The following is a 12239-nucleotide window of genomic DNA, read 5'->3' as shown; positions in this document are numbered from 1 at the left end:
GTGCTCCCAGCATCGCCTCGCGAGGTCCGCTCGGCTTGATTTGTTGCACCGCAGCATGCATCATCGACCGCGGCTCGTTGCCAATGTCCGAGGGAGACGCAGGGTGATCGAACAATGACCGAACAAACGCCCGATGCCCATCCGCACTACGACCGCCTCATCGAAGCGGTGCGCGAGCTGCCGCCGCTGCGCATGGCGGTCGTCCACCCGTGCAATGACGTGTCCCTGCTCGCGGCGACGGAAGCGGCGGCGCTGGGCCTGATCGAGCCGATCCTGATCGGTCCGGCGGGCAAGGTGTCGGAGGCCGCGGCCGCTGCCGGCGTAGATCTTTCGCGCTACACGGTGGTCGACGTGCCGCACAGCCATGCGGCGGCGGAGATGGGCGTGGCGATGGCGCTCAAGGGCGAGGTCGACGCGCTGATGAAGGGCAGCCTGCACACCGACGAGCTGATGGGCGCGGTGGTGCGGCGCGAGGGCGGCCTGCGGACCTCACGGCGCATCAGCCACTGCTTCGTGATGGACGTGCCGGGGCACGCGCAGCCGCTGATCATCTCGGACGCCGCGATCAACATCGCGCCGACGCTGGAGGAGAAGGTCGACATCGTGCAGAACGCGATCGACCTCGCGCATGCGCTGCATCTGCCGGAGGTGCGGGTGGCGCTGCTGTCGGCGATGGAGACGGTGAACCCGAAGGTGCCGTCGACGCTGGATGCGGCGGCGCTGTGCAAGATGGCGGACCGCGGTCAGATCACCGGCGCGGTGCTGGACGGGCCGCTGGCGATGGACAACGCCATCGATCCCGAGGCCGCGCGCATCAAGGGCATCGTGTCGCCGGTGGCGGGCAAGGCCAACGTGCTGATCGTGCCCGACCTGGACGCCGGCAACATGCTGGCGAAGAGCCTGAGCTTCCTGGCGCAGGCCTACGCGGCGGGGGTGGTGCTCGGCGCGAAGGTGCCGATCGTGCTGACCAGCCGCGCCGATTCGCGCACGGCGCGGCTCGCGTCGTGCGCGTTGGCCTCGATGCTGTCGGAGGCCCGGCGGGCCGGGCGCATCAAGGCCGTGGGCTGATCACTCTTCCAGCAGCGAGCGCAGCATCCACGCGGTCTGCTCATGCACCGTCAGGCGCTGGGTGAGCAGGTCGGCGGTCGGCTCGTCGCTGGCCTTGTCGACCAGGTCGAACAACGCGCGCGCGGTGCGGGCGACGCCCTCATGACCGTCGACCAGGATGCGGACCATGTCCAGCGCCTTGGGCGGCGTGGTCGGCGCGTCCGGCAGCGAGCTCAGCGCCGCGAACTGCGCGTACGAACCCGGCGCCTTGTGGCCCAGCGAGCGGATGCGCTCCGCGACCGGATCCACGGCGTTCCACAGCTCGGTGTACTGGGCCATGAACATCGCATGCAGCGAGTTGAACATCGGCCCCGTCACGTTCCAGTGGAAGTTGTGCGTGGTCAGGTACAGCGTGTAGGTGTCGGCCAGCAGCTTGGACAGGCCCTGCGCGATCGCGGCACGGTCCTTGTCGCTGATGCCGATCTGGATGGACGGCGCGCCCTTGGCCGAAGCGGCTTTGGCGGGGGAGGGGCTCTTCTTGGCCATCGAGGGACTCCTTACGGGTATGGAGGGAAAAAGACGCCCCGCAGACTAACCGATACCAGTGATCGGTGGCGTGACTGTGGGGCGACTGGCAGGGCTCTACTTGGACGTCCGGCGCGCTAGGCCGCGAGGCCATGGGGCCCCGGCGGCAAGCGCCGAAACCCCAAGGCCTCCCGTCCCCGAACGACCGAGGGGATCGGGCCTTGGGCCTTCGTTCATGCGACGCTGTGCTGCATCCAGTCGATCAATGACTGTGCATTCAGCGCAGCGCCGGCGGCGACCAGCAACCAACCCAGTGTGCGTTGTCCGGAACGAGGGGTCATGTCTTGCTCCTTTGGAGATGAAATCCGACGGCGTCAGACGGTGAACTCGATGTCGAGCGTGCTCAGTGCGGCGCGCACGACGCGGCCGTAGTCGGCATCCGCCTTGTCGAAGTGGCCCAGCTGGCGATCGATGATGAAGGCCGGCACGCCGCGCATCGATTCCGCGATGTTGCGGCCCAGGCGTTGTTGCTGTTCCTCGCCGAGGAGTCGGAAGAGGGCGCCGGGCTGGGCGTAGTCGTCGTTGCCTTCACGGTGATCGAAGCGCGCGGCGTCGCCTTGCAGGCGCAGCGGCGGCTCGGCGACCGACGGATCCTGCGTCGCGCCGCCGAAGCTGTTGGGCTCGTAGTACGCGTTCGGATTGCCGGTCGGCGTGCGGAAGAACTTCATGGCCCCATCCTTGTGATAGTGATGGACGGGGCACTTGGGTGCGTTCACCGGCAGCGCCTCGTAATGCGTGCCGAGGCGGTAGCGGTGCGCGTCGGCGTAGCTGAAGATGCGCGCCTGCAGGACCTTGTCGGGACTGAAGCCGATGCCGGGGACGATGTTGCTGGGCGAGAAGGCGGCCTGCTCGATCTCCTCGAAGTAGTTCTCCGGGTTGCGGTTGAGCTCGAGCACGCCGACTTCGATGAGCGGGTACTCCGCATGGGGCCAGACCTTGGTCAGGTCGAAGGGGTTGTACGAGGTCTTGTCGGCGTCGAGCTCAGGCATCACCTGCACGGACATCGTCCACTGGGGGAACTGACCCTGCTCGATCGCGCCGAAGAGGTCTTCCTGGTAGCTCTCGCGGGTCTGTCCGATGACGGCGCCGGCTTCGGCGTTGGTCAGCGTGCGATGACCCTGGCGGGTCTTGAAGTGGAACTTCACCCAGAAGCGCTCGCCGTCGGCGTTCCAGAAGCTGTAGGTGTGGGAGCCGAAGCCGTCCATGAAGCGCGGGCTGACGGGGATGCCGCGATCGCTCATCAGGATGGTGACCTGATGCAGGCTTTCGGGGGAGAGGCTCCAGAAGTCCCACGCGGCGGTGCCGGAGCGCAGGTTGCTCACCGGATGGCGCTTCTGCGTGCGGATGAAGTCGGGGAACTTCAGCGGGTCGCGGATGAAGAACACCGGGGTGTTGTTGCCGACCAGGTCCCAGTTGCCTTCGCCGGTATAGAACTTCAGCGAGAAGCCGCGCACGTCACGCTCGGCGTCGGCCGCGCCCTGTTCGCCGGCGACGGTCGAGAAGCGCGCCAGCATGGGCGTCTGCTGGCCGACCTGGCCGAAGAGCTTCGCGCGGGTGAAGCGGGTGATGTCCCGCGTGACGGTCAGCGTGCCGAAGGCGCCCCAGCCCTTGGCATGCACGACGCGCTCAGGAATGCGTTCGCGGTTCTGGTGGGCCAGCTTTTCGATGAGCTGGTAGTCCTGCATCAGGACGGGCCCGCGAGGGCCGGCGGTCAACGAATTCTGGTTGTCGGCGATGGGCGCGCCGGCGCTCGTCGTCATGACCGGGCACTGGGCGGGATGGGGGGGCTTGGCGCTCATTCGGGGCACTCCTCGATGCTTCAGACAGGGACGCTTTTGTAGAGGTCCGGACCGGCGCTGAACTCTCCCGGAAGGAGGACGGCGACGGCGCATGAGGAGGACTTTAGAGAATTGCTATCGATATGAATAGTTGGATAGTTTAAACGTGACGATTAGAAAAACTAAAGCCGCCCGGAGGCGGCTTCGATAAGGGTCAGGTCTTGCGAAACCTCACGACAACAACGTCACGCCTTTGAGCGTGCACGCGTAGACCGCGTTGCGCAGCGCCGCGACCGCTTCGTAGCGGGTGAAGGTGCGGCGCCAGGCGAGCACGACACGGCGCGTCGGCGCGGGGTCTTCGAAGGGCACGTAGCGCAGGTGCGGCGGGACATGGTCCGGCACGCTCAGCGCCGGCACCACCGTGACGCCCATCCCGGACGCCACCATGTGCTTGATCGTCTCCAGCGAGCTGCCCTCGAAGCTCTTGCGGATGCCTTCGGCGTCCGTCGAGAAGCGCGCGAACTCCGGGCAGACCTCCAGCACGTGATCGCGGAAGCAGTGGCCGTTGCCCAGCAGCAGCATGGTCTCGGCCTTGAGTTCCTCGGCGCTGATGCGCGGCTTCTTGGCCAGCGGATGCACCGCCGGCACCGCCACGACGAAGGTCTCGTCGTAGAGCGGTGCCACCGCCAGACCCGCGTCGGGGAAGGGCTCGGCCATGATCGCGCAGTCCAGCTCGCCGGTGCGCAGCATGTCCAGCAGCTTCTGGGTGAAGTTCTCCTGCAGCATCAGCGGCATGCGCGGATAGAGGTCGATGCAGTGCTTGACGAGCTCGGGCAGCAGGTACGGCCCGATGGTGTAGATGATCCCCAGCCGCAGCGGCCCGTCCAGCGGGTCCTTGCCCCGCTTGGCGATGTCCTTGATCGCGCTGGCCTGCTCGATCACCGACTGGGCCTGGCGCACGATGTCCTCGCCCAGCGGCGTCATCGTCACCTCGTTGGCGCCGCGCTCGAAGATCTTGACGTCGAGCTCCTCCTCCAGCTTCTTGATCGCCACCGACAAGGTCGGTTGGGAGACGAAGCAGGCTTCCGCGGCGCGGCCGAAGTGGCGCTCGCGGGCGACGGCGACGATGTAGCGCAGTTCAGTCAGGGTCATGGCCGGCATTGTCCTCAGAAAGCGGCATCGTGGCACCGTCCCGGTACACTGCCGCCCCACCCCCCCGGCCCCTCCCCGGACCTTCCTCCAGGGGACACGCATGACCGAACCGACCGCCCCCCCGAGCTCCTCCCCCGCGTCCTCCCCGACGTCCCTCTACGCCGTGCCGCGCCCCGCGGGCTCGTCGCCCGACCGCAAGCCCGTCACGCTGCAGCGCCTGCTCGACATGCATGCTGCCGGCGAGAAGATCGCGATGCTGACCGCCTACGACGCCACCTTCGCGCACGCGATGGAGGACGCCGGCGTGGACTCGATCCTGATCGGCGATTCGCTGGGCAACGTCGTGCAGGGCCTGCAGACGACGGTGCCGGTCACGCTGGAGGCGATGGTCTATCACACGGCCAACGTGGCGCGCGCGCGCCGTGTCTCCTGGGTCATCGCGGACCTGCCCTTCGGCACGTACCACGAGTCGCCGCAGGTCGCCTGGAAGAACGCGATGCAGCTGGCGCAGGCCGGCGCGCACATGGTCAAGCTCGAAGGCGGCGGCTGGACCACCGAGACGGTCCGTTTCCTCACCGAGCGCGGCATCCCCGTCTGCGCCCACCTCGGGCTGACGCCGCAGACCGTGACCGCGCTGAGCGGCTTCAAGGTGCAGGGCCGCGATGAAGCCGGCGCGGCGCGCATCAAGGCCCACGCGCGCGAGCTGGTCGATGCCGGCGCGCAGATGCTGCTGCTGGAGATGGTGCCCGCGGCGCTGGCCGGCGAACTGACCCGCTCGCTGGGCGTGCCCGTGATCGGCATCGGCGCCGGCGCGGAATGCTCCGGCCAGGTGCTGGTGATGCACGACATGCTGGGCGTGGGCGGCGGCCGCAAGCCGCGCTTCGTGCGCGACTTCCTGCAGGGCGCGGGCTCGATCGGCGACGCCTTCTCGCGCTACGTCAACGATGTGAAGTCCGGCGCCTTCCCCGCCGCCGAGCACACTTACTGATCATGAAGATCCACCACGACATCGCCGGCCTGCGCGCCGCGCTCGCGGGCGGCCGCCCGGTCGCGTTCGTGCCCACCATGGGCAACCTGCACGACGGTCATCTGGCGCTGGTGCGCCAGGCCCGCGCGGCGGTCGGTCCGGACGGCCTCGTCGTCGCCAGCGTCTTCGTCAACCGGCTGCAGTTCGCGCCGCACGAGGACTTCGACCGCTATCCCCGCACGCTCGCGCGCGACGCCGAGCTGCTCGAGGGCGCCACCTGCGATCTCGTCTTCGCGCCCGACGAGCGCGAGATGTACCCCGAACCGCAGGGCTACAAGGTGCACCCGCCGGCGGAACTCGCCGACATCCTCGAAGGGCACTTCCGGCCCGGCTTCTTCATCGGCGTCTGCACGGTGGTCGCGAAGCTGTTCCAGATCGTCCGGCCGGACGTCGCCGTCTTCGGCAAGAAGGACTACCAGCAGCTGATGGTGATCCGCCGCATGGTCGACCAGCTGGCGATGCCCATCCGCGTGCTGGCGGGCGAGACCGAGCGCAACGCCGACGGCCTGGCGCTGTCCTCGCGCAACGGCTACCTGAGCGAGCAGCAGAAGCAGGACGCGCTGCTGCTTTCGCGCACGCTGAAGGCGATGATCGCGCGCTGGCAGGCGGGCGAGCGCGACCTGGACCGCATCGAGTCCGACGCGATGCAGTCGCTGGTCGACGCGGGCTGGGCACCGGACTACCTCACGCTGCGCCGTCGTCACGACCTCGGCCCCGCGCGCGGAGGCGAGGGCGAAGGCGAACCGCTGGTGGCGCTGGCGGCTGCGCGGATCGGCCAGACGCGCCTGATCGACAACCTCGAGTTCTGAAACCGGACGTGTCTTTCCGGCGAGGATCCTGGGCCCTTCACGCGCCCAGAGTGAGCTTTGACACTCAGTAAAGGCGTCGTTAGGGAAAGCCCCGCCCCGTTTCGTGCGGCGCACGCACCCGGGCCCATGACTTGTGTCGGACCGCCCACGATACTTCGCCCTTCTTTGCCAGAAAGCGGGAGCCACGAGCTCCCATCGCGAGCCCACATGAAGCCGATTTCCATCACTTCCCCGATGTCCTCCAAGCCCCGTCTGCTGGCCTTGTCCGCGGCGCTGGGCGGCGCGTTGCTGCTGGCCGCCTGCGGCGGCGGCGGCAGCAACAACGACAACGGCACCCCGGTCCAGCGGCCCAAGCCGAACCCGGTGACGGTGGCGCCCACCACCACGTGCAGCACCGCCGGTGTCGCCGCGGCCAACGCGAGCACGGCGGCGAACGTCGTGTGCATGCTGACCAGCGACGGCGAGATGGTGGTCGAGCTCGACGCCCGCGCGCCGATCACGGTCGCCAACTTCCTGAAGTACGTCGACGCGAAGTTCTACGACAACACGATCTTCCACCGCGTGGTGCCCGACTTCGTCGCGCAGGGCGGCAGCCAGATCACCGGCTACGTCGACAAGAAGACCGATCTGGGCGGCACGATCAAGCTGGAGAGCAACGTCGGCATCTCCAACGTGAAGTACACGATCGCGATGGCGCGCCTGAACTCGCCGGTGGACTCCGCGACCAGCCAGTTCTTCTTCAATTCCGTCGACAACAGCAAGGTGCTGGACTACAGCGCCTCGACCACCGCGCCGAACCCGGGCTACGCCGCCTTCGGCCGCGTGATCTCGGGCCAGGCCACGGTCGACAAGATCAACGCCGAGCCGCAGCTCTACAACGGTGCCGAAGTCACGGCGACCGAAGTCCTGCTGTACTGGGCGATCCGCCTGCGTTGATCCACTGGCGTGCTGCCGCCGGCGTGCTTCCGGCATGAGTGATCGGGCCGGAAGGGTCAGGCCTTGAGGTACTCGGTCTTGTGACCGAGCCACCGCTCCACCTGCAGCCGCGCCGCGCGCGGCTGCTCGTCGAGCAGCCGGGGCGCCAGCGCCCGCGCCGCGCTCAGCAGCGGCGCGTCTTCCTGCAGATCGGCGAAGCGCAGCAGCTGCGCGCCGCTCTGGCGCGCGCCCATGAATTCCCCCGGCCCGCGGATGTCGAGGTCGCGTCGCGCGATCTCGAAGCCGTCCGTGGTCTCGGCCATCGCGCGCAGGCGCGCCTTGCCGGTGTCCGAGAGCGGGCCGGTGTAGATCAGCACGCACACGCTGGCGACCGATCCCCGTCCCACGCGACCGCGCAGCTGGTGCAGCTGCGACAGGCCGAAGCGCTCCGCATGCTCGATGACCATCACGCTGGCGTTGGGCACGTCGACGCCGACCTCGATGACGGTCGTCGCGACGAGGATGTGCATCTGCCCGCCGCTGAACAGCGACATCACCGCCGCCTTCTCCGCGGGCGGCATGCGGCCGTGCAGCAGTCCCACCATCTTTCCCGGCAGCGCGGCGCCGAGCTCGGCGTGCGTCTCCGTGGCGTTCTTGAGATCGAGGGCTTCCGACTCCTCGATCAGCGGACAGACCCAGTAGACCTGCCGCCCGTCCTCGACGGCGGCGGTGATCTTCTCGATGACGTCGTCGCGTCTGCCGTCCGCGAAGACGCGCGTGACGATGGGGCTGCGGCCCGGCGGCAGTTCGTCGATCGTGGACACGTCCAGGTCGGCGAAGTAGGTCATCGCCAGCGTGCGCGGGATGGGCGTGGCGCTCATCATCAGCAGGTGCGGCTCGAGCGGGCCTGAACCCGGCGAGCCGGCGTGGACGGCATCGACGGCGCCGGCCGCCTCGTCCGCGAGCTTCTTGCGCAACGCCAGCCGCTGCGCGACGCCGAAGCGGTGCTGCTCGTCGATGATCGCCAGCCCCAGGCGCCGGAAGCGCACCTTGTCCTCGATCACCGCATGCGTGCCGACGATCAGCGTGGCCTCGCCCGAGGCGGCCGCGTCCAGCATCTTCTGCCGCGCCTTGCCCTTGATGCTGCCGGTGATCCACGCCACGCGGATGCCCAGCGGCTCCAGCCAGCCGATGAGCTTGCGGAAGTGCTGCTCGGCCAGGATCTCGGTGGGCGCCATCAGGGCGCATTGCCAGCCGGCGTCGATCGCCACGGCGGCCGCGAGCGCGGCCACCACGGTCTTGCCCGAACCGACGTCGCCCTGCAGCAGCCGGTGCATCGGCTGTGGCCGGGCGAGGTCGGCGGCGATTTCTTCGGCGACGCGGTGCTGCGCGCCCGTCAGCGCGAAGGGCAGGGCGGCGAGCAGCCGTTCATGCAGGCCGCCGGGCGCGCCCCGCAGCGGCGGCGCGCGCAGATGGGCGCGTTCGCGCTGCGCGCGCTGCTGGCTGAGCTGCTGCGCGAGCAGCTCCTCGAACTTGAGCCGCTGCCACGCGGGATGGGTGTGGTCCTCCAGCGTGGACAGGCCGGCCGACGGCGGCGGGTGGTGCAGGAAGTTCAGCGCATCGCGCAGCGCGGGCAGCCCCTTGGGCACGAGCGCCAGCGGGAGCACCTCGTCCAGCGGCGCTCTGCGCAGCGCGGACGCGACGGCCTTGCGCAGGTAGGCCTGCGGCAGCTGGGCGCTGGTCGGATAGACCGGCGTCAGCGAGGTCGACAGCGGCGTGTCCGCGTCGACCTTGCGGAAGTTGGGATGGACCATCTCGCGGCCGAAGAAGCCCACGCGGATCTCGCCGCGCACGCGCACGCGGGTGCCGACCGCCATGGTCTTCTGATGCGCGGGATAGAAGTGGAGGAAGCGCAAGGTCAGCAGCGCGCCGTCGTCGTCGCGCAGCTTGACCAGCAGCTGCCGGCGGCCGCGGATCTCGATGCGGCTCTCGATGACCTCGCCCTCGCACTGGAGGGTGTCGCCATCACGCGCGCGGTCCAGCGGCGTCAGCGTGGTCTCGTCCTCGTAACGCAGCGGCAGGTGCAGCGCGAGGTCGATGTCGCGCGTCAGGCCCATCTTCTCCATCGCCTTCTGCGGCGCGGACCGGGGCGGCGCGGCCTCCGCGCCCGCTCCCGCACGACCCGGTTTCGCGGGCGGCGGTGGCGACGATGGAGCGGTGCTGGCCTCGGACATATGGGCAGGATTCTGCCTCGGGCGATCCCCCATCCGGGCGAGAGCGCCGGGCGTTCAGATGGCGTGAAGCTGATGCAGAATCGCGCCGGCCAAAAAGCAAACAAATTGAAACATCGGGAGGATCCCTTGAGCATGAAAGAACGTGCGCGCGCCGGCTGGGCCGGCGTGCTGATCAGTGCTGCGCTGCTGAGCGCGTGCGGCGGTGGCGGCGGTGATTCCACGCCGTCTCCTGTGCAGGGGGCGGCCATTCCGGACACACTGGCCGTCGTGGCTCCCGTCTCGAACGAACTCGGGACGGGGGTTGCCTTCAGCACCAACCTCGCGTCCGCCACCGGCCTGACCTTCGCCTGGAGCTTCGGCGACGGGACGAGCAGCAGCGAGGCGGCGCCCAGGCATGACTACGCCAAGGCCGGCGAGTACGCGGTCACGCTGAAGGTGACCAATGCGGCCGGCGCGTCCAAGGAAGTGAAGTTCAGCGCTGCGGTCAACAACCGCACCCACGTCCAGGGCCTGAGCTGCTCCGGCGCGGACAGCAGTGGCTGGTGCTGGCAGGCACCGCGTCCCGTGGGCACCTACCAGTACGACCACGCCTTCGTGGATGCGAACAATGGCTGGTCCGTGGGTGAGCAGGGCACCATCCAGCACACCACGGACGGCGGCAAGAGCTGGGTCAACCAGACCAGCGGCGTCAAGACGACCTTGACGGGGGTGGCCTTCGTCGACGCCAACAACGGCCGGGCTGTGGGCGAGTACGGGGCTGTGCTCCGCACGACCGACGGCGGCAAGACCTGGGCACTGCAGCCGACGCCGTCCCAACTGAGCAGCCTCTCGATCCAGACCGACGGCGCCAGCACGATCCTGATCAGCAGCTATTACGGTGGGACGAAGATGACCGTCGACGGCGGCGTCAACTGGATCGAGGGCACCACGCTTCAGAACGAGCCCATGCTCGGCGCCGAAGGCGTGCTGTGGGAAGCCTCCTACGACGGGGTGCGCAGGTCCGTGGACCAGGGGCGAACGAGCAGCGTGGTGATGCAGCGCCCGGAAAACCTGATCGGCTTCAACTTCTCCGGCCGCAACGCGATGGTGCTCACCTCGACGTCCAACTTCGTCGCCGGCAACTACGTCCAGACCTACACGACCAGGCGCAGCCTGGACAACGGACAGACATGGGACGCCGTCACGGCAATGGGACTGCCGCAGAACGGATGGAGTTACGTCCAGTCGTTGAGCGTGACTTCAGGCACCGAGGCCTCGGCGGTCATCAGCGACGTGCTCTACCGCACCCAGGACGCCGGCAGCAACTGGATCGCGCAGCCGAACCCGGCGGGTGCCAACACGGTCCACTACTCGCGTCCGAGCCGGGCCAACGGCGTGTGGATGCGCACCTACTACCTGAGCACGACCTCGGTGACTGAAATCAGCACGGACTCCGGGACCACATGGCGGCAGGTCCCGCCGATGTACACCGGCAATACGCTGAAACGCCTGGGCGCGACGATCTGGGTCGCTCGAGGCTCTTCAGGTGCGGTCGGCCTGAGCACCGACGGCGCCCAGAGCTGGACCCGGATCGGCGGTCCCGATGCCGACGGGGAAGGCAAGACGCTGACGAGCACCTGGTTCTTCGATGCCAAGCGCGGCCTGGCGGTGAACGCGCTGGGCGATCTCCTGGCGACGGCGGACGGGGGTCTGAGCTGGTCGACGAAGGCGCCGAAGCTCGCGGCCCCCCAGTACTACTACAACCTGCCCAACCGCCTGCAGTTCGTGGACGACAAGAAGGGCTGGCTGCAGACATCGGACGGCATCCTCCTGCTGACCGATGACGGCGGCACGACCTGGCTGAGCGCGGTGCAGCCGACACGTCGCGTCTCGGCCTACCAGTTCCTCGACGCGACCACCGGCTTCGCGCTGATGACCGACACCACGATGTCCCAGCAGCAGCTGGTCATGACGACCGCGGACGGTGGCAGGACCTGGACGACCCAGGCAGCGATGAGTTCGCCAGGATCGCCTTACTACAGCGGGCTCCAGTTCGGCAGTGCGTCCAAGGGCGTGCTCTACGGACCGGGCGGTCGCATGATGTCGACCGCCGACGGCGGCAAGACCTGGACCGGACGCTTCTTCGGCACGGGCAACTCGGCACGCGCCGTGACCTACAGCGACACGGGCATCCTCTGGGCGGTCGGCGACTCCGGCCTGCTGCGGTTCTCGAAGGACGACGGTGTGACCTGGGAGGCCGTTGCCGGCCTGCCCGCGTTGCCTGGCCTGAACGCGGTGCGTTTCGTGACCCCCCAGCGCGGCTGGGCGGTCGGCGAGTACGGCACGGTGCTCGCGACGGCGGACGCCGGCAAGACCTGGACCCCGCAGACCTCGGGGACGCAGCAGACCTTGACGCAGGTGCAGTTCACCGACTCCCGCACCGGATGGATGATCGGTAGCGGCGGCACCTTGCTGGCCACCGGAACCGGCGGCCAGTAAGCCAGGCCACGGGCGCCTGAGCCGGACCGGGTCTCGCGACCCGGGCCGGCCTTTTCGTTTCTGGCGAGGCCGTGACCGATTGCCCGTTCGACGTGTGGTTCTGGTGTCCGCACCCGGGTCCGAGGGGAGTCGCCCGCCACGGGCGGCTGCTAGTCTGACCCGGACGCGCCAGCCTGGCGTCCCCGTCATCGACCTCATCGTTTCCCGTCCATTC

General features: G+C 68.6%; 9 protein-coding genes. 5 read left to right on the top strand and 4 right to left on the bottom strand.

Features of this window, described 5'->3' with window-relative positions; all coding sequences use genetic code 11:
* The first annotated feature begins 114 nt into the window (after nucleotides 1-114).
* Entirely contained in the window at nucleotides 115-1068 is a 954-nt protein-coding gene (locus tag ABE85_RS22495; RefSeq protein WP_067280037.1) for a phosphate acetyltransferase, read from the top strand.
* On the opposite strand, the gene ABE85_RS22490 is transcribed toward ABE85_RS22495, so the two are convergent.
* The 3 genes from ABE85_RS22490 to ABE85_RS22480 form a co-directional block, all read right to left on the bottom strand.
* Nucleotides 1069-1593 carry a Dps family protein gene (locus ABE85_RS22490; protein WP_067280034.1) on the bottom strand — a complete coding sequence of 175 codons (525 nt, stop codon included), beginning with the start codon at nucleotides 1591-1593 and terminating at the stop codon, nucleotides 1069-1071.
* Between the two features lie 353 nt (nucleotides 1594-1946).
* On the bottom strand, nucleotides 1947-3431 hold the full coding sequence (locus tag ABE85_RS22485) for a catalase (protein WP_067280032.1): 1485 nt from the start codon (nucleotides 3429-3431) through the stop codon (nucleotides 1947-1949).
* A gap of 210 nt (nucleotides 3432-3641) precedes the next feature.
* Nucleotides 3642-4562 (bottom strand): hydrogen peroxide-inducible genes activator, encoded by a 921-nt coding sequence (locus ABE85_RS22480; RefSeq protein WP_067280030.1) that lies wholly within the window; start codon nucleotides 4560-4562, stop codon nucleotides 3642-3644.
* A gap of 100 nt (nucleotides 4563-4662) precedes the next feature.
* Here ABE85_RS22480 and panB point away from each other — a divergent pair, with 100 nt between their 5' ends.
* The 3 genes from panB (at nucleotide 4663) to ABE85_RS22465 (ending at nucleotide 7334) form a co-directional block, all read left to right on the top strand.
* A complete protein-coding gene (gene panB, locus ABE85_RS22475) occupies nucleotides 4663-5550 on the top strand; it encodes a 3-methyl-2-oxobutanoate hydroxymethyltransferase (RefSeq protein WP_067280028.1) in 888 nt (295 codons plus the stop codon).
* Between the two features lie 2 nt (nucleotides 5551-5552).
* Nucleotides 5553-6398: a pantoate--beta-alanine ligase gene (panC, locus tag ABE85_RS22470; protein WP_067280026.1), complete on the top strand. Its 846-nt coding sequence runs from the start codon at nucleotides 5553-5555 to the stop codon at nucleotides 6396-6398.
* A 207-nt stretch (nucleotides 6399-6605) separates the two neighbouring features.
* Nucleotides 6606-7334 (top strand): peptidylprolyl isomerase, encoded by a 729-nt coding sequence (locus tag ABE85_RS22465; protein WP_157522791.1) that lies wholly within the window; start codon nucleotides 6606-6608, stop codon nucleotides 7332-7334.
* Between the two features lie 56 nt (nucleotides 7335-7390).
* On the opposite strand, the gene recG is transcribed toward ABE85_RS22465, so the two are convergent.
* Nucleotides 7391-9547, bottom strand: coding sequence for an ATP-dependent DNA helicase RecG (recG, locus tag ABE85_RS22460; RefSeq protein ID WP_082938857.1), 2157 nt, complete (start codon nucleotides 9545-9547; stop codon nucleotides 7391-7393).
* A gap of 132 nt (nucleotides 9548-9679) precedes the next feature.
* Between recG and ABE85_RS22455 the strand changes: the two genes are divergently transcribed.
* Entirely contained in the window at nucleotides 9680-12025 is a 2346-nt protein-coding gene (locus tag ABE85_RS22455) for a YCF48-related protein (RefSeq protein WP_067280022.1), read from the top strand.
* Nucleotides 12026-12239: the final 214 nt, after the last annotated feature.

Source organism: Mitsuaria sp. 7, from assembly GCF_001653795.1.
Taxonomy (GTDB): domain Bacteria; phylum Pseudomonadota; class Gammaproteobacteria; order Burkholderiales; family Burkholderiaceae_C; genus Roseateles.
The sequence above is the reverse complement of the archived record's forward strand: the minus strand, read 5'-3'. Positions and strand labels throughout refer to the sequence as shown.

Coding starts and splice junctions, on each gene's coding strand:
- ABE85_RS22495 (WP_067280037.1), top strand. CDS start 115: ATGACCGAACAAACGCCCGATGCCCATCCGCACTACGACCGCCTCATC.
- ABE85_RS22490 (WP_067280034.1), bottom strand. CDS start 1,593: ATGGCCAAGAAGAGCCCCTCCCCCGCCAAAGCCGCTTCGGCCAAGGGC.
- ABE85_RS22485 (WP_067280032.1), bottom strand. CDS start 3,431: ATGAGCGCCAAGCCCCCCCATCCCGCCCAGTGCCCGGTCATGACGACG.
- ABE85_RS22480 (WP_067280030.1), bottom strand. CDS start 4,562: ATGACCCTGACTGAACTGCGCTACATCGTCGCCGTCGCCCGCGAGCGC.
- panB (WP_067280028.1), top strand. CDS start 4,663: ATGACCGAACCGACCGCCCCCCCGAGCTCCTCCCCCGCGTCCTCCCCG.
- panC (WP_067280026.1), top strand. CDS start 5,553: ATGAAGATCCACCACGACATCGCCGGCCTGCGCGCCGCGCTCGCGGGC.
- ABE85_RS22465 (WP_157522791.1), top strand. CDS start 6,606: ATGAAGCCGATTTCCATCACTTCCCCGATGTCCTCCAAGCCCCGTCTG.
- recG (WP_082938857.1), bottom strand. CDS start 9,547: ATGTCCGAGGCCAGCACCGCTCCATCGTCGCCACCGCCGCCCGCGAAA.
- ABE85_RS22455 (WP_067280022.1), top strand. CDS start 9,680: ATGAAAGAACGTGCGCGCGCCGGCTGGGCCGGCGTGCTGATCAGTGCT.